Here is an 18,569-nt window from a genome sequence, read left to right as displayed (position 1 = left end):
GCCGGAGGACGAACGCCCAGGCGACGGGCTTGACATCCCGCGACGGTTCGGTGCTTGCTGGCAGCGCCGGAGAACCGCTCAGGATGACCACCGCCGTCCGCATCAGCTCCCTGCCCGCTCACAAGGACCCTCAAGCCCTCCCGCCGTGGAAGCTGGTGCTGCCGCGCGGCGGCTACGTCTCCTCGATGGAGGCGTTCACCACGGCCATGGGCGTCCCGGGGTTCGTGCTGCTCGACCTGGGCACGCTGGCCGGCGGCCAGGACGCGCACCGCCTCCTCGGGCTGCGGTACCTGATCGCCAACGGCGAGGTGTGGAGAACACACTTCGGCTGGCAGCGCCCTCTGGAGACGGCGCTGCGCCGGCAGCTGAACGACGAGGTGCGGGTGCAGGACCTCCTGTCGGAGGCCGAGGACCTGCTCTCGCGCATCCGGGAGGCGCGCGCGTCGGTGACGCCCGCGGACCGGGACGGCTTCGCCGGCTACCTGGAGGGCGGGCTGCTGCGCGCGCTCAAGCGCCGCGAATTCGAGGACGAGAGCTTCCTCAAGTTCCTGATCCTGGAGCAGGACGTGCCCTCGCTGCGCGAACAGGCGGCGGAGCACCTGCGCGCCCGGGCCGGCGAGATCTACCGGGAGGATCCGCAGGTCCTCGACCTCCTGTACGCCGCGGTGCACCGGCTGGACAGCTATCCCGCCACGACCGTGAGCGCGGGGCAGCTCAAGTACATCCTCGTGGCGGACAAGGGCGAGATGGGCGTGCGGGCCACGCGCGAGGCCATCGCGCTCGGCAAGGTCCCCGTCGTCCTGCACAGCCTGAAGGACGACGAGGACGCGCTGCAGGTGCGGATCGCGCTCGAGGGCGGCGGCTTCGCCGTGGGCCTCGAGGGGAGCTTTCGCGAGAGCTACGCGAACTACCTCCAGATCGCGGACAAGGTGAGGGCCGAGTTCGAGCGGCGCTTCGGGGAGGGGTGGCAGGAGGAGCTGTCGCGCGCGGGGCTCTACCCCGGGTACGGCCCGCTCGCGGAGAACGCCGCGGCGATCCGGCACTTCCGCCAGAAGAACATCGTCTTCATCGGCCCCATGCAGGACGTCGTCGAGAACGCCGGCGACAAGCGCAAGTTCCGCCTGATGGCCCAGGAGCTCGACCCCAGCGCCGTGACGCCGGGGCTCGTCATCGACAGCGACGATCCCGGCGAGATCCAGCGGACCATCCTGGAGACACACGCCGCCGGGGGCTTCACCTTCCCGGGGCGGCTGAAGGCCGCGAACGGCGGCGGCGGGCGCGGGCAGGCGGTCATCCCGACCGAGGAGCAGGTGCCCCAGGCCATCCAGAAGGTCCTCGGCGAGATCAAGACGTACAACTGGCAGCCGGGCGTGATGTTCGAGCAGAACATCCCGGAGACGATCCACCTGGAGGTGCAGGTGCTGCGGGATCGCTACGGCAACACGCGGCACTTCGGCATGCGCGACTGCAGCGAGCAGCGCGCGAGCCAGAAGATCCAGGAAGAGGCGCCTCCGGCCCTGCTCCGGCGGTACCCTGGCCTGGAGGACCGGATCTGCCGGATCGCCGTGCAGATCGCGGAGCGCGTGGGCTACGTGGGCGCGGGCACCGTGGAGCTCATGTTCAAGGACGGGAAGTTCTACTTCCTGGAGATGAACACACGAATCCAGGTGGAGCACCCGGTCAGCGAGGAGAGCTACGGCATCAAGCGGAAGCGCGGCCGCGTGCCCGTGAACCTCGTCGCGTGGCAGATGCGCATCGCGGACGGGCAGGCCATCGATTTCGAGCAGCAGCACGTCGTGCAGACGCACGTTAGCCGCGAGTTCCGCATCAACGCGGAGAGCTGGAAGCCGGAGATCAGGGACTCGCGCGACGGCGGCAAGGGGCTGTTCCTGCCCAACGCGGGCGTCTTCGATCGCATCGTGCTCCCCGACACCGACGCGATCCGCGAGGCGCTCGAGGACAAGGGCCTCACCGACCTGAAGGTCCGCTTCGACTGCGGCTTCGAGGAGGGCGACGTCCTGGTCAACAAGGATCCCACGTTCGGCAAGCTCATCGTGTCGGTGAGCAGCAAGGACCCGGACAAGGCCTATGAGCTCCTGCGGCTCGCGTCGCTCGAGGTGCTCAAGAAGATGAAGATCGAGGGGCGGCAGGTGCGGCCCGACGGGACGCCGATCCCGGACGCGCCCTTCAAGACGAACCTCCAGGATCACGTGCGCATCCTGAAGATGCCGCTGTTCAAGCGCCACTCGAGCAACGACGATCGCGGCCGTCACGTGAACTGGGTGGTGGCCGCGTTCCGCGCCGCAGAGGGGTAAGCCCGCACGGAGCGCGGGGCGACCCGCCGCCAGCGAGTTTACATGGGCCCCCGCGCATGGTGTCATGACGGCGACGGGGCGCTCCCCAGGGCGACCCCTGGAAGGAGGCTCTCGTGGCCGAGCTGTTCGCGGGCCGCGGGGTGGAGCGCAGTATGCCCCGCTTCGCAGGGATCTGGACGACGACGTTCGGGACGCTGACCATTACGCAGAGCGGCAGCGCCGTCCGCGGTACGTACACGCACAAGGGCGGCCGCCTCGAGGGCGAGCTCGAGGGCGGCGTGGCCCGCGGCCGGTGGTTCGAGCCCGAGCATGGCAAGGAGGGCTCGTTCGAGCTCACCCTCGACGAGGGCGGCAACACGTTCGGCGGCTCGTGGAAATACGCGGGCTCGACGGGCTGGGACGGGCAATGGAACGGCGTTCGGATCGAGCTCCCGTCCGAGGAGGAGGGCGGCAATCCGGGTGGATGGAACAGCTGTCCCGAAGGGCCGCTCCTCGCAGGCCCGATGGTCGGCGAGGTCTCCGAGACGGAGGCGCGCATCTGGGTCCAGGCGAGGGACACCTCCCCGCTCTCGATCTCGCTGTTCTCCAGCGACGGTGAGGAGATCCGCGCCGCGCTCACGCCCGAGCGCGCCGAGTGGCTCTGCGCCGCCTTCCACGTCACGGGCCTGCGCCCCGGCCAGCGCTACCGCTACGAGATCTCCAGCGAGAACGGCCTCACCGATCGCCACGAGCTCCGCGCCGCGCCCGAGGCGGGCGCGCGCAGGCTCAAGATCGCCTACGGCTCGTGCTTCTGGGATTATACGAACGCGCGGCTCACCATCTTCGACGCCATCGCGCGCGAGGGCGCCGACGTCTTCTTGATGATCGGCGACACGTCCTACTGCGCCGATCTGGACGCCCGCTCCGAGCACACGCTCATGCTCACGCACCTCCGGAATCGCAATAACGATGCGATCCGGCGGCTCTTGGCCGAGGTCCCTGTGCTCGGCGTCTGGGATGACCACGACTTTGGCCCGAACGACTCGGACGGCCGCTACGAAGGCAAGGACACCTCGCTGCGCGCGTTTCGGCGCTGCTGGGCGCAGGCCCGCTTCGGGCTACCCGACGTCCCCGGGGTCTTCTCCTCCGTCCGGATGGGCCCCGCCGAGATCTTCCTCCCCGACTCGCGCTACCACAAGCGCGTGTCCGGCGCGGAAATCCTCGGTCGCGCCCAGCTCGATTGGCTGCTCACAGGCCTCGGCGAGAGCGCCGCGCCCGTGAAGATCATCGCCTCGCCCACGCAGGTGCTCCCCGAGCACCCCGTCAAGAACGGCTGGGACAGCTTCCGCACCGACGCGCCCGGCGAGCTCGAAGAGATCCTCTCCTTCATCGAATCGAACGACATCCAGGGCGTGGTCTTCGTGAGCGGCGATCTCCACATGGCGAACCTCATGCACGTGCCCGGGCGCGACGTCGGCGGGCGCGTGGGGCCCGACTTCTGGGAGCTCACGTCGAGCCCCCTCGCGAACGCGCCCTGGAACGAGCCTCAGGTGGGGAGGGGTATCGATCGTTATCTCGTGAGCGAGGTGTTCGACCGCACGAACTACGGCGTCGTGGACGTCGATCTCGACCGGACCGGCGAGGAGATCGCGCTTATCCTGAAGGGCGAGCGCGGCGAGGTGTTCCTGCGGCAGCCGATCGCGCTCGCGGATCTGCGCGCGCGATGAGCCCGGTATCGAGGCGTGGCCTCAGCGCTTCCGGTCCATCCACGCCGCCACCGCCGCGGCGAAGCGGCCTGGCTCCTCGAAGAACGGCTGGTGCCCGCTCTCCTCGAAGAGGTGCAGCGTCGCGTCCGGCAACGTCTCCGCGATGCCGTCCCACAGGACGTGGGGGACCGTGTAGTCGTAACGCCCGAGCGCGATGAAGAGCGGGACGCGGAGCGAGCCCGGATCGGCGGTGATGTCATACGACGGCGCGAGCGTCCCGAGCAGGTGCGCGAAGAACTGCGGCCGGAGCTCGGCCTCCGCGAACAGCGGCGCGGCGTCGAAGCGCGCGTCGAAGAAGCGCATGGGCGTCTGCGCGAACATGGCCTGACCCGGGGGCGCGCCCGGAGGCAGCTTGGCCAGGTTGTCCCGCAGGATGCGCTTGCGCTCCTCCGACGCGTCCTGCTCGAAGAAGGCCGCGGACCTGGCCGACAGCCGGGCCATGTCGCCGCTCGGCGGCGTGCCGGCGGTGATCACATGCGAGACGCTCTCGGGGCAGCGCCTGCCGTACTCGACGGCGAGCGCCCCGAGGATCGAGTGCCCGAAGACGGCAATCCGCGGGGCCCCGAGCGCGCGCCGCACGGACTCCAGGTCCTCGGCGAGCACGTCGAAGGTGAGGTCGGCAGGATCGCCGGTCGAGCGGCCGCTCCCTCGCAGGTCGACGTAGACGAGCTTCAGGCGATCGCTCAGCTGCGCCGGCGTCTGGCGCTCGTGCGCCTTCGTCCCGAGGCTGCAGAGCACGAGGCACGGGGGCCCCTGGCCACACGTCGAGGTGAACAGCTCAGCGCCCTTGACGGAAACGGTCATCTCTCGCTCCTCCCACGGATCCCGGCCGAGCCGGTTCGCCCCGCTCTGGAGTGGGATCCGCCGGGCGCCATCCTACAAGATAGGTTTGTCCCCATCACGCGCCGCGGGCGGCCTTGCGCCGCCGCCCGCCGCCCGCATTTCAGCCGCCCGCGCGCCCGCCCTCACTGCGCCGAGAGCGCGTCGGCGACCATCGCGCGCGCCTCGTCGAGCACGCGATCGAGGTGCGCCCGATCCTTGAAGCTCTCCGCGTAGATCTTGTAGACGTCCTCGGTGCCCGACGGCCGCGCGGCGAACCAGCCGTTCTCCGCGACGACCTTGAGCCCGCCGAGCTCCGCGTTGTTGCCGGGCGCGCGCGTGAGCTTCGCGACGATCGGCTCGCCGGCGAGGGTTTCGGCGCGCACCGCGTCGGGGGAGAGCTTCTTGAGGACGCTCTTCTCGCGCGGCGTCGCCGGGGCGTCGATCCGCGTGTAGAGCGGCGCGCCGAAGCGCTCGGTCAGCGCGCGGTAGTGCTCGGCGGGGTCCTTGCCCGTGCGCGCGAGGATCTCGGCGGCGAGCAGGTCGAGGATGATGCCGTCCTTGTCCGTCGACCACACCTGCCCGTTGCGCCGCAGGAACGAGGCCCCGGCGCTCTCCTCGCCGCCGAAGCCGAGCGAGCCGTCGAGCAGGCCGTCGACGAACCACTTGAAGCCGACCGGCACCTCACGGAGCGGACGGCCGAGGTCCTTCGCCACGCGATCGAGCATGCTGCTCGAGACGAGCGTCTTGCCCACCGCCGCGTCCGGGCGCCAGTGCGGGCGGCTCTGGAACAGGTAGGACACCGAGACCGCGAGGTAGTGGTTCGGGTTCATGAGGCCCGCGCTGCGCGTCACGATGCCGTGGCGATCGGAGTCGGTGTCGTTGCCGAACGCGAGATCGTAGGTGTCCTTCAGCCCGATGAGGTTCGCCATCGCGTGCGGCGACGAGCAGTCCATCCGGATCTTGCCGTCGTGATCGAGCGGCATGAAGCTGAACGTCGGATCGACGGCCTTGTTCACCACCGTGATGTCGAGCCCGAACTTCTCGGCGATCGGCCCCCAGTATGCGATGTTCGAGCCGCCGAGCGGGTCGACGCCGAGCCGCAGCTTCGCGCCGCGGATGGCCTCGAGATCGACCACGTTGCCGAGATCGGCGACGTAGGAGCCGATGAAGTTGTACGGGTGCGTGGTCGGGGCGCGCAGCGCGGACTCGTAGGGGATGCGCTTCACGCCGGCGTTGCCCCCGCGCAGGAGCTCGTTGGCGCGGTCCTCGATCCAGCCGGTGGCGGAGGTGTCCGCGGGCCCGCCGTTCGGGGGGTTGTACTTGATGCCGCCGTCCTCGGGCGGGTTGTGCGAGGGCGTGATCACGACGCCGTCGCCGAACCCGCCGGTCCGCCCGCGGTTGTAGGTCAGGATCGCGTGCGAGATCACCGGCGTGGGCGTGACGCCGTTATGCTCGGCGATGAGCACGTCGACGCCGTTCGCGGCGAAGACCTCCAGCGCGCTCCGCTGCGCCGGCTCGGAGAGCGCGTGCGTGTCGATGCCGAGGTAGAGCGGGCCGGTCGTGCCCTGCTTCGCGCGGTACTCGCAGAGGGCCTGGGCGACCGCGAGGATGTGCGCCTCGTTGAAGCTGCGCCGCGCGGCCGACCCGCGGTGGCCCGACGTGCCGAACGCGACGCGCTGCTGCGGGTCGCCCGGGTCGGGGACCTCGCTGTAGTACTGCGCGCGCAGCTTCTCCGGGTCGATGAGCACGTCGGGCGGGGCCTTCTGGCCGGCGAGGGGGTGGAGCGTCATGGACCTCCGCGTAAACTGGGCGCGGAAAAGCAGCAACCCTCACGCGAACCGGCGGCGGGCGCCGCGCCCCCGCGCGCGAAGGGCCGGGAGCAGCCGCCCCGCCCGCGCCCGGGCGCGACCGCCCCGCGCCGGGCTCACGGCCGCGGCCCGCGTCCCCCGTTGCCGGGCCGGGCGCAGCCGGCCTGGACAGGGCTCACGGGCGCGGCCGGCGCCCCGGCGCAGCGCGCGGTCGCTCGCCGCGGCGCTCGGCGCGACCAGCGGCGCCGGGGCGATGGCGAGCCTTCGCCGCGCGCTCTCTCTCTCGAGCGCTCTCGAGGCGCGCCAGGTAGCAGCTAGACGGCCGGGCGACGACACGCGCGGCGCGCAGCGACCGAGCACAAGAGTGCTGCGGCGAGCGGCGCCTCCAAGCACACCTCATCGCCTCATGTCTTCGCGCCGCGCGACATCAACATCCCTCTTGATGAGTCCTTCAGGACTTCGTAGTGTAGCCTTTGTCCAAGGCGGGAACCGCCGCGGAGAGGGGAGAGACGGGGAGAGGGCTCGGGCGGGAGCACGGCCTCGAAGGCAGCCTTCGAGCGGGCGGATAAGAACGCCGCCGAGCTGCCGACGAGGCCCGCCGGCGTGGGCGTGATGGGATCGCCCCGAGCGTCGCCGGCGCCATCGGCTCCATGAGAGAGGGGGAATCAGGGGGAGCGACGAGCAGAGCGCCCTCGGGCGCAGCCATGAATGCCACATGGCGAATGGCGAGGAACGAGAGAGTCCAGGCCATCGCGCGAGCGGTCTTGGTTCAAGAGGACGATTGTCCGGCGATTCCGGCGCGACCGCCGGGGCCGCACGCGCGGGCGTGCGCCCGAGGCGTCGATCGTCGACCGGCGCCCGGGGTGAGAACGTAAGGACAGGCGCGTCGATCGGCGCGAAGGGCCCCCTTGCGCCCCGGGCCCGGTCGTCGAGGCCGCCCCGAGCGGCGCGCCGAGCCTCCATCACAGCACGGAGCTCTATGTCAATGCAGATCGTGTCCAATCCACCGGTGAACGACTTCCGCGGCCAGCCGCTCGACAAGCTCTGTCGAGAACCGATGGACGTCGCGGTGTTCCTGAGGTGCGCCGCCCGCATCGCCGGCGCCCTCGCGGAGATGCACCGGGGCGGCATGATCCACAAGAACATCAAGCCGCAAAGCATCCTGCTCGACGGCGAGACGGGCGAGGCGCGCATCACCGACATGAGCCTCGCGGTGCGCGTGCCCCGCGAGCAGCCCGCGCTCAGGCGCCCGGGCGTCATCGAAGGCACCCTCGCCTACATGTCCCCCGAGCAGACCGGGCGGATGAACCGCTGGGTCGACGACCGGAGCGACCTCTACTCGCTCGGCGTCACCTTTTACGAGATGCTCACCGGCAAGCTGCCCTTCCAGGCGAGTGATCCGCTGGAGTGGGTGCACTGCCACATCGCCCGCGTCCCGCCGCCTCCCGCCGAGCTCCGGCCGGCGATCCCAGGGCCCGTGTCCGACCTCGTGATGAAGCTCCTCGCCAAGTCGGCCGAGGACCGGTACCAGAGCGCCCACGGCCTCCAGATCGATCTCGAGCTCTGCCTCGCGCGCTGGCTCTCCGCGGGGAAGATCGAGCCGTTTCCGCTCGGCGCGCGCGACGTGCCGGATCGCTTCCAGATCCCGCAGCGGCTCTACGGACGGGAGGCCGAGTGCCAGGCGCTGACCGACGCGTTCGAGCGCGTGGTCCGCCACGGCAGGACGGAGATCGTGCTCGTCTCGGGCTACTCCGGGATCGGCAAGTCCGCGCTCGTCCACGAGCTGCACAAGCCGATCGTCCGCGGCCGGGGAGCGTTCGTCTCGGGCAAGTTCGATCAGTACAAGCGCAACATCCCTTATGCGACCTTCGTCCAGGCGCTGCGCCAGCTGGTCCTCGAGATCCTGACCGCGAGCGAGGAGGAGCTCTCCGCCGCGCGACAGGCGCTCAAATCCGCGCTCGGCGCGAACGGCCAGCTCATGGTGGACATGATCCCGGAGGTCGAGCTCATCCTCGGCAAGCAGGCGCCCGTCCCCGAGCTCGCGCCCGCCGACGCGCAGAACCGCCAGAACCTCGCCTTCCGGCAGTTCCTCGGCGCCCTCTCGACCGCCGAGCGGCCGGTCGTGATCTTCCTCGACGATCTCCAGTGGGCCGACGCCGCGAGCCTCGGGCTGATCGCGCACCTCGCGGGCCACCACGAGGTGAGGCACGTCCTCCTCATCGGGGCGTACCGCGACAACGAGGTGAGCCCATCCCACCCGCTGATGCTGGCGCTCGACGACGCGCGCAAGGCGGGCGCCGAGGTCCGCTCCATCGTGCTCGGCCCGCTCTCGGCCGAGCACCTCGGCCGCCTCGTCGCCGGCGCGCTCCACGAACGCCCCGAGGAGGCGGCGCCGCTCGCGCGCCTGGTCCAGGAGAAGACCGCCGGGAACCCGTTCTTCGCGATCCAGTTCCTGATGCGGCTCCACCACGAGCAGCTCATCACCTACGACGCCCACGCCGCGGCCTGGCGCTGGGATCTCGCGAGGATCCAGGACAAGCGCTTCACCGACAACGTGGTCGAGCTCCTCATCGACCGGCTGAAGCTGCTCCCGCAGGAGACCCAGGAGATCATCGAGCTCGCCGCCTGCCTCGGGGACCAGGCCGAGCTCCACACCCTCGCGGCGCTCAGCGGCCGCACCGAGGCCGAGACCCGCCGACGCCTGTGGGAGTCGGTCAAAGAAGGGTTCTTGCTCTCGGACGGCGATACGTACCAGTTTCTGCACGACCGCGTGCGGCAGGCGGGGTACTCGCTCATCGACGCCGAGGCGCGGGGCGCCCTGCACCTCCGCATCGGGCGCGCGCTCCTCGCGCACACGCCGCCGGGGAGCGTCGGCGAGCGCGTCTTCGAGGTCGTGAGCCAGCTCAACCTCGGCGCGGCGGGCATCACGGATCCCGCCGAGAGGCGCCGGCTCGCGGAGCTGAACCTGGAGGCCGGGAAGAGGGCCAAGGCGTCCGCCGCCTGGCAGGCCGCCGCGCGTTTCCTGTCGCTCGGGATAGAGCAGCTCGGGGAGCACAGCTGGCAGACGGACCACGACCTCGCGGTGGCGCTCCACGCCGAGCTGGCGGAGAGCGAGCAGCTGTGCGCGCGGTACGAGGAGGCAGAGCGGCTGCTCCTGCTCCTGCTCGACCGGTGCGAGAGCAGGATCGACAAGGCGTCCGTCTACCGGATGAAGGTCGAGCTCCACTTCAGCAAGGGGGAGGTGCAGAGGTCCGTCGAGGCCGGGATCGAGGGGCTCCGCCTGTTCGGCATCGACCTGTCGCCGCACCCCTCGTGGGAGCAGGTGCAGGCCGAGCACGACGAGGTGCGGCGCAACCTGGGCGGGCGGCCCGTCGAGGCGCTGGTCGATCTGCCGCTCATGACCGACCCCGACATGAAGGCGGCGATGCGCATCCTCGGGGTCTTCTGGGCGCCCGCGCTCAGCAGCGACGCGAACCTCGTCGCGCTCCACCTCGGGCGCATGGTCAACCTCTGCCTCGAGCACGGGAACGTGGACGCCGCGACCATGGCCTATGCCTGGTGGGGCATCACGCTGATCAACACCTTCCATCAGTACGAGGAGGGCTACCGCTTCGGGAAGCTCGCGCGCGAGCTCGTGGCGAGGCACGGCTTCGCCGCGTACGAGGCCAAGCTCTATTATTCTCTCGAGCTCATCACCGCCTGGGTCGACGACCTGGACAAGGCCGTCGAGCTCGCCAAGGCGGGCTTCCTCGCCGGGGTCGAGCGGGGCGACCTCTCGGTGGCCGGCTACTGCTGCAACCACGTCGTCGCCCTCGTCCTGGCCCAGGGAACGCCGCTGAAGGAGGTCCACGAGGAGGCGGAGCGGCGCCTCGCCTTCGTGCGCGCGGCCCGCCTCCATTACCTCGTCGACATCATCGAGAACATCCAGCGCTACGTGCAGAGCCTGAGGGGGCTCTCGCGCGGCCTGTCCACGTTCAGCGACGACCAGTTCGACGAAGGGGCCTTCGAGGCGGGCTTAACCCCCGATCGCATGCCCGGGATGGTCTTCTGGTACTGGATCCTGAAGATGCAGTCGAGGTTCACGAGCGGAGATCTCGACCAGGCCCTCTCGGCGGCGGAGAAGGCGCGCAGCATGCTCTGGGCCTCGCCGCCGTGCCACTTTCAGATTCACGATTACCACCTCTACTCGGCGCTCCTCCTCGCGGCCGCGCACGCGAAGGCGTCCCCGGAGGAGCGGCGGGAGCACGCCGACCGGCTCTCCGCCCACCGGGCCCAGCTCAAGGAGTGGGCGGAGAGCTGCCCGCGGACCTTCGGCGCGAGCGAGGCGCTCGTGTCCGCCGAGATCGCCCGGATCGAGGGCAAGGCGCTCGCGGCGAGCGAGCTTTACGAGGAGGCCATCGGCGCGGCGCGCGCGGGGGGCTTCGTCCAGCACGAGGCCCTCGGCCACGAGCTGGCCGCGAGGTTCTACCTCGGCCGGGGGCTCTTCACGGCGGCGAAGGGGCACCTCCGGGAGGCGCACGCCTGCTACGGGCGCTGGGGGGCCGAGGCCAAGGTGCGGCAGCTCGAGCAGCTCCACCCCGAGCTCGCCGAGCACAAGGCGCCGGCCGCGACGGCCACGTTCGCCGCCACGCCGCAGCAGATCGACATCCTCTCGGTCGCGAAGGCGTCCCAGAGCATCTCGAGCGAGATCCTCCTGCCGAGGCTCTCGGAGACGTTGGTCAGGATCGTGCTCGAGACGGCGGGCGCCGAGCGAGGCTGCCTGCTCCGGCACCGGGCCGCCGAGGGCGGCGGCGGCGCGTTCGTCGTCGAGGCCGAGGCGGAGGTGGGCGGCGCGGGCCGGGACATCGAGGTGCGCCACCGCGGCGAGCCGGCCGCCGCGGCGGAGCTGCCGGAGGCGATCCTCAACTACGTCAAGCGCACGCGGGAGCAGGTGCTGCTCGACGATGCGGCGGCGGACGCGAGGTTCTCGGCGAGCCCGTACGTCGCCCGGAGGAAGCCGCGCTCGGTGCTGTGCCTGCCGCTCGTGCGGCAGGGGGAGTTCATGGGCGCCGTGTACCTCGAGAACAACCTGACGGCGGGCGCGTTCACGCCCGATCGCGTGACCGTGCTGGGGATCCTCGCGTCCCAGGCGGCGATCTCGCTCGAGAACGCGACGCTCTACACGAACCTGTCGCAGGAGAACGCCGAGCGGAAGCGGGCCGAGGCGGAGACGCGCAAGCTCAACGAGGAGCTGGAGCTGCGCGTGCTCGACCGGACGGCGCAGCTGTCGGCCGCCAACCGGGAGCTCGAGGCCTTCAGCTCCTCGGTCTCCCACGACCTCAGGGCGCCGCTCCGGACGATCAACGGCTTCAGCATGGCGCTGCTCGAGGACTACGGCGATCAGCTGAACGAGGAGGGCAGGGGCTACCTGAACCACATCCGCGCGGCGAGCCGGAAGATGGGGACGTTGATCGACGACATGATGAACCTCTCCCGGGTGACGCGGAGCGCGATGGAGCGCCGGAAGGTGGACCTGAGCGGGATGGCGCGCGAGATCCTGTCCGAGCTCCGCAAGGAGGACCAGGGCCGCCGCGCGGAGATCGTCGTCGCCGAGGGGCTGTCCGCGAGCGGCGACGAGCGGCTCCTCCGGATCGCGCTCCAGAACCTCCTCGGCAACGCGTGGAAGTTCACGAGCAAGCGCCCCGTGGCCCGGATCGAGTTCGGCGCCGAGCAGGCCGCCGGGCGCACGGCGTACTTCGTGCGCGACGACGGCGCGGGGTTCGACATGAGCCGGGCGGACAAGCTGTTCACCGCCTTCGAGCGCTTGCACACGACCTCGGATTTCCCCGGCACCGGCATCGGGCTCGCGACCGTCCAGCGCGTCGTCGATCGGCACGGCGGGCGCGTCTGGGCCGAGAGCGCCGTGGGGAAGGGGGCGACGTTTTATTTTACGCTCTGATTTACGCTCTGATTCAAACTCTGATTCACGCCCTGATGCGATCTCACGACATAGCGAGGATGGAGCGAGCTGAATGAACAAGAAGTCGATTCTGATCGTGGACGACAGCGACGCGGAGATGGCGCTGACCATGCGCGCGATCAAGAAGAGCGGGATCAAGGCCGACATGATGGTGGCGCACAGCGGGTACGAGGCGCTCGACATGCTCCTCGGCGCGGCGGAGGACGAGGGGCGCAAGGGCGATGAGCAGCTGCCCTGGATCGTCCTCCTGGACCTGAGGATGCCCGGCGTCGACGGCCTCGGCGTGCTGCGGCGCATCCGCGCCGAGGAGCGCACCCGCCGCCTCCCGGTCATCATCCTGAGCTCCTCCGACGAGCTCTCGGACGTCGGCGCCTGCTACGACACCGGCGCCAACAGCTATATCCGCAAGCGCGTCGATCTCATCGATTTCACCGAGACGATGCGCATCCTGCACACGTACTGGGACATCACCGAGCGCCCGCCGGTCCCGGCGAGCTCCTGAGCATGGACGCTCCGCTTCGGGTTCTCCTGGTCGAAGACTCCGCGGAGGACGCGGCGCTGCTCGTGCGCTGCCTCAAGCGGTCGGGGTACGCGCCGACGTCCGAGCGGGTGGAGACGGCCGAGGGCATGCAGGCGGCGCTCGATCGGGCGCGGTGGGATATCGTCTTCTCGGATCACCGCATGCCGCTCTTCAGCGCGCTCGGGGCGCTCAGGGTGCTGCGGGAGCGGGATCTCGATCTCCCGTTCATCATCGTCTCGGGGAACATCGGCCCGGAGCTCGTCGCCTCCGCCATGCAGGCGGGGGCGAGCGATTACGTCCTCAAGGACGACATGTCGCGCGTCGCCCCCGCGGTGGATCGCGCGCTGCGCGACGTGGAGGAGCGGCGGCGCCGCCGCGAGGCGGAGCGGGCGCTGAAGGAGAGCGAGGAGCGGTTCGCGCTCGCGGTCCGCGGCTCGCGCGACGGGCTCTGGGACTGGAACCTGGCGACCGGAGAGCTCTATACCTCGGGTCGGCTCAAGGAGATGCTCGGGTTCGAGGAGCACGAGCTCCGCGGGGTCGAGGGCTTCGCCGCCCAGATCCACGAGGGCGACCGCGAGCGCGCGCGGGCGGCGCTCCGGGACCACTTGGAGCGACAGGCGCCGTTCGACGTGGAGCTCCGCCTCGCGACGAAGCAGGGGGAGCACCGCTGGTTCTGCGCGCGGGGACAGGCCCTCTGGGACGCCGCCGGGCGGCCCACCCGCATCGCCGGCTCGCTGAGCGACCTCACGACGCGCAAGAACGCCGAGGCGGCGCTCCTTTCACAGCTCGAGCTCATCCGCCGGCAGCAGGAGGCGATCCGCCTGCTCTCCGCGCCGGTCATCGAGGTGTGGGAGGGGGTCCTGACCGTGCCCGTGCTCGGCGCGCTCGACGGCGAGCGCGCGGAGGCGATCCTGGACGCGCTGCTCGCGGCCGTGACGCGCGCGCAGTGCCGCCACGTGATCGTCGACGTGACGGGCGTCGCCTCCATGGAGGCGGACACGGCCGAGCAGCTCGTCCGGATCGTCCGCGCCCTCCGGCTCCTCGGGGCGCACTGCATCGTCGTGGGGATCCAGCCCCAGGCGGCGAGCGCCATGGTGGCGCGCGGGATCGACCTGTCGTCGATCACGACGCTCGGCAACCTGCGGCAGGCGCTGGTCCGGTGCATCCGCGCCGGCGGCGGCGCGGTCGGCGCGGCCGACGCGGGCGGCGAGCGCGGCGCGCGCGCCGTCGCGGCGATCCGGCGATTGCCCTGAGGGCCGCCGGGCCCTCCCGGCGGCGCCAGGGCCCCGCGCCGCCGGCACGCCCCGGGGGCGCCGTGGCGCTGTAGCGCGGCCAACCCGGGTGAACGATTCTCCTTGGAAGGCGCAGGACCGGCGGGTACGACGTACGATAGCGCACCCGGTACGGCGGCGTGCTCCGCCTGGCCGGGCCGATGACCCGCCTCGGAGCGCGGTGACGGAGGCCTCTTCCACGGTTCCCGGAGACTGAAGCGTGACACCAGCGCAGATCGGGCCCTACCGGATCCTGGGGCAGCTCGGCCAGGGGGGGATGGGCATTGTCTACTGGGCCGAGCACGTCGAGACCGGCGAGAAGGTCGCGGTCAAGACGGCGCGTGTGCCCTACGGCTGCGGCGTCGCCGGGCTGCGCTGCGAGATCGACGCGCTCACGCGCGTGCGCCACCCGGGGATCGTGCGCATCCTCGACGAGGGCATCGACGGCGGCCTGCCGTGGTACGCGATGGAGCGGCTCGTGGGGCGCACGCTCGACGACCACCACCAGGCGCTGTGGGCGATGGCGCCGCGGCCGGAGGCGCCCGGCGCCGCGGCCGCGCTGCCCACGGTGCCCGTCGAGCCGGCCGCGGACTCCCCGAGGTGCCCCATCGACGCGAGCACGCGCCGCGTGAACCACGAGCTGCCGCGCGACGTGCAGCCGACGCTCCCGCTCGGCACGCCGGGCCACCCGGCCAGGCAGCGGCCGGCGCCGAGGGACGGCCGCGCGCCCTCCGAGCCGCCGCGCGCGCCGCGGTGGCGTTATCCGGCTGCCGGCGGGAAGCTGACCGAGGCGCTCGCGCTGATCCGCGAGGTCTGCGAGCCGCTCTCGTTCCTGCACGGCGCCGGCATCGTCCACCGGGATCTCAAGCCGGCGAACATCTTCATCCGCGAGGGCGGCGCGCCGGTGCTGGTCGACTTCGGGCTCGTGTTCCGGTGCGCCGGCGCGGTCGGGCGCGAGGTGATCGACGTCGCCGGGCCGGTGATCGGGACGGTCACGTACATGTCGCCGGAGCAGATCCGCGGGCAGATCCTGGACGCCCGGAGCGATCTCTACGCGCTCGGCTGCATCCTCTACGAGGTCGTGACGAGCAGGCCGCCGTTCGTCAATTCGTCGAGGAACGGCGTGCTGCTCGAGCACCTCACGATGGCCCCGGTGCCGCCGTCGATGCTCGTCGACGGCGTGCCCGCGGAGCTCGACGCGCTGGTCCTCCACCTGCTCGAGAAGGAGCCGCGCCACCGCCTCGGCCACGCGGAGGACGTCGCGCAGCGGCTCGGGCAGATCCTGGGCGCCCCGCCCGTCAGCCCGCGCCGCGGCGAGGCGCCGCGGGCGTGCCTGTACCGCCCCGGGCTCGCGGGGCGGCAGGAGGCGCTCGGCGCCTTCTGCGAGCACATCGCCCGCGGCCTGCGGGGGCACGGGCGCTGCGTGCTCGTGGGCGGCGAGAGCGGCGTCGGCAAGACGTACCTCGCCGCGGCGATCGCGCGCGAGGCCGCGCTGCGCGGGATGCGCGTCATCGCGGGCGAGTGTGTCCCGTTCGCGACGGTGGACGCCCGCGCCGGCCGCGACGCGCGCGCGGCGCCGCTCCACCCGTTCCGGCGGCTGTTCGAGGCGGTCGCCGACCTCTGCCGGGAGGGCGGGGAGGAGCTCACCGAGGTGCTGCTCGGCGGCCGCGCCAAGGTGCTCGCCGCCTACGAGCCGCTGCTCCGCCACGTCCCCGGCCACGAGGCGCAGCCGGAGCCGCCCGAGGTGCCCGCCGAGGCGGCCCGGCTCCGCCTCCTCAACGCCCTCGGCGAGACGCTGGCGGCGCTCGCCGAGGACCAGCCGCTCCTGCTCATCCTGGACGACCTCCAGTGGGCCGACGAGCTCTCGCTGAGCTTCCTCGGCTCGCTCGGCCCGTCGTATTTCGAGGGCCGCCCGCTGCTCCTGCTCGGCACCTACCGGGCGGAGGAGGTGGGTGACGGCCTGGGCGAGGTGATCGCGGGGGACGGCGTCGAGCGCGTGGAGCTCGGCCGGCTCGACGAGGGGACGATCGGCGTGCTCGTGGGCGACATGCTGGGCATGCCGAGGCCGCCCGAGGCGCTCGTGCGCCTGCTCGCGCGGCGCTCCTCGGGCAACCCGTTCTTCGCCGCCGAGTACCTGCGGGCCGCGGTGGCCGAGGGGCTGCTCCGCCGCGAGCACGGCGCGTTCCGGCTGGCGGTCGCCGCGGAGTCGGCGCAGGACATCGAGCGCGCGCTGCCGCTGCCCAGCTCGCTGCGCGAGCTCGTCGGCCGGCGGCTCGACGGCCTGTCCGAGGCGGCGCGCGGCCTGGTCGACGTCGCCGCGGTGCTGGGCCGCGAGGTCGACGGGGAGATCCTCGCGGCGGTGGCCGGCCTCTCGCAGCGCGAGGCGCTCCCGCTCGTGAAGGAGCTCCTGAACCGCCAGGTCATCGAGGAGCCGCAGGCGGGTCGGTTCCGGTTCGTGCACGACAAGCTGCGCGAGTTCGCCTACGAGCGCGTTGGCGAGGCGCGGCGCGCGGCGCTGCACCGCGCCGCGGCGCTCGCGATCGAGGCGCGCTTCGCCGGCGATCAGGGCTTCTCGCTGCTCTACTCCGAGCTGGCGCACCACTTCACGGCGGCGCGCGATCTGCCGAAGGCGATCGAGTACCTGGAGAAGGCCGGCGTGCAGGCCCAGCGGACCTTCGCGAACCGCGAGGTGGTCCGGTGCTTCACCGAGGCGCTCTCGCTCGACGACCAGGGCGGGCGGCGCGTCGACCCGCTGCGGCGGGCGACGTGGGAGCGGCAGCTCGGGAACGCGCACCTCGGCCTCGGGCAGCTGGTCGAGAGCCAGGCGCACCTGCTCCGGGCCGTGGCGCTGCTCGGCGAGCCGATGCCCGCGCGGACGTGGCACCTCGCCCTCGCGTTCGCGGGCCAGGCGCTGACGCAGGCCCGGCACCGCGCCCTCGAGCCGCGGCCGGACGGGGTCGCGGCGGAGCGGCGGGCGGTGCTCCTGGAGGCGGCGCGCGCGTACGACCTGCTCGTGCCGGTCTCGTACTACGTGACGGGTGATCTGCTGCGCATCCTCTACGCCACGCTCGCGAACCTGAACCTGGCCGAGCGCGCCGGCCCGTCGCCGGAGCTCGGGCTCGCTTACGGCAGCGCGCACCTCACGGTGGGCTTGATCCCGTGGTTTTCCCTGGCCGAGACCTACGGCCGCAAGGCGCACGAGGTCCTCGCGGGGGTCGCCGATCCGGCGGTGCGGAGCTGGGTGTACGTGCTGGCGGGCGGGTACGCGTCCGGCGTCGGCCGGTGGGACGTCGCGTTCGATCTCGGCGAGAGGGCGCTCCGGATGGCGAAGGAGATCGGCTTCCCGAGGCGCATCGAGGAGGCGCAGGGGGTGCTCGGCACGGCCTACTGCCTGCACGGCGACTTCGCGCGGGCGCGCGACACGTCGCAGCGCACGTACGACTCGGCGCAGCGCGGCGATCCGCAGACGCAGGTGTGGGGCGCGGCGGGCGTGGCCCAGGCGTGCCTGCACCTCGGGCAGTGGGAGCGCGCGCTCGCGGCGGCGCAGAAGGCGGAGGCGCTCCTGTCGCAGAAGCTCGGTCGCCCCGAGCAGATCATCGCGCTCGGGGTGCTGTCGCTCGCGCACCTGCGGAGCGGCGACGCCCGCCGCGCGCGGGCGGTCGCGGAGCGCGGGCTCGCCGCGATCTGCGAGGGCAAGCCGATCTCTTTTTATTGTATTATAGCTTACAACTTCGTGGCCGAGGTGTTCCTGGAGCTCTGGGAGGGCGCGGCGGCGGGCGAGCGGTCGGCGCTCGAGCGGAGCGCCGCCCGCGCCTGCCTCGAGGTGGAGCGGTCGGCGCAGATCTTCCCGGTGCAGCGGGCCCGGGCGCTCTGGCTGCGAGGCCGGCACGAGGCGCTCCTCGGGCGCGCGCGGCGCGCGCGGCGCCTCTGGGAGCGGAGCGTCGAGGCGGCGCGGCGGCTCGATCTCGCGTACGACGAGGGGATCGCCGAGCTGGCCCTCGCGCGGAGCACGGCGCGCGGCGAGCCGGCGCGGCTCGCGCGGGCGCGGCGGGCGGCGGAGCTCTTGTCGCGGGGGCGCGCCGCGCTGGAGCTGGGCGATTTTGCGGAGGAGCTCGCCTAGGACAGCGTC

8 protein-coding genes are annotated in these 18,569 nt (G+C 71.9%); 6 read left to right on the top strand and 2 right to left on the bottom strand.

Translation table 11 applies throughout. From position 1 onward, the window contains the following. Positions 1–83 precede the first annotated feature (83 nt). On the top strand, positions 84–2,315 hold the full coding sequence (locus WMF43_RS25630; RefSeq protein ID WP_437668516.1) for a biotin carboxylase N-terminal domain-containing protein: 2,232 nt from the start codon (positions 84–86) through the stop codon (positions 2,313–2,315). 152 nt (positions 2,316–2,467) lie between these two features. Further along, on the top strand, positions 2,468–4,021 hold the full coding sequence (locus tag WMF43_RS25625; RefSeq protein ID WP_437668514.1) for an alkaline phosphatase D family protein: 1,554 nt from the start codon (positions 2,468–2,470) through the stop codon (positions 4,019–4,021). Positions 4,022–4,042: 21 nt separating this feature from the next. Here the strand turns inward: WMF43_RS25625 and WMF43_RS25620 are convergent, their stop codons facing one another. Together WMF43_RS25620 and pgm are read right to left on the bottom strand one after the other, a co-directional pair. Further along, positions 4,043–4,864 (bottom strand): alpha/beta fold hydrolase, encoded by an 822-nt coding sequence (locus WMF43_RS25620; protein WP_437668512.1) that lies wholly within the window; start codon positions 4,862–4,864, stop codon positions 4,043–4,045. Between the two features lie 161 nt (positions 4,865–5,025). Further along, positions 5,026–6,672, bottom strand: a complete 1,647-nt coding sequence (gene pgm / locus WMF43_RS25615; protein ID WP_437668510.1) for a phosphoglucomutase (alpha-D-glucose-1,6-bisphosphate-dependent) — start codon at positions 6,670–6,672, stop codon at positions 5,026–5,028. Between the two features lie 997 nt (positions 6,673–7,669). On the opposite strand from pgm, the gene WMF43_RS25610 reads away from it, so the two are divergent. From WMF43_RS25610 to WMF43_RS25595, 4 genes are all read left to right on the top strand, one after another. Continuing rightward, complete coding sequence (locus WMF43_RS25610; protein ID WP_437668508.1) at positions 7,670–12,628, top strand: AAA family ATPase; 4,959 nt, start codon at positions 7,670–7,672, stop codon at positions 12,626–12,628. 73 nt (positions 12,629–12,701) lie between these two features. Beyond that, a complete protein-coding gene (locus WMF43_RS25605) occupies positions 12,702–13,151 on the top strand; it encodes a response regulator (protein ID WP_437668506.1) in 450 nt (149 codons plus the stop codon). Positions 13,152–13,153: 2 nt separating this feature from the next. Next, entirely contained in the window at positions 13,154–14,422 is a 1,269-nt protein-coding gene (locus tag WMF43_RS25600) for a PAS domain-containing protein (RefSeq protein ID WP_437668505.1), read from the top strand. A 238-nt stretch (positions 14,423–14,660) separates the two neighbouring features. Then, complete coding sequence (locus tag WMF43_RS25595) at positions 14,661–18,560, top strand: protein kinase domain-containing protein (protein ID WP_437668503.1); 3,900 nt, start codon at positions 14,661–14,663, stop codon at positions 18,558–18,560. Positions 18,561–18,569: the final 9 nt, after the last annotated feature.

Origin of the sequence: Sorangium sp. So ce131 (genome assembly GCF_051519095.1) — a bacterium.
In the GTDB taxonomy this organism is placed as follows: Bacteria; Myxococcota_A; Polyangia; order Polyangiales; family Polyangiaceae; genus Sorangium.
This window is presented reverse-complemented; position numbering and strand designations above follow the sequence as displayed.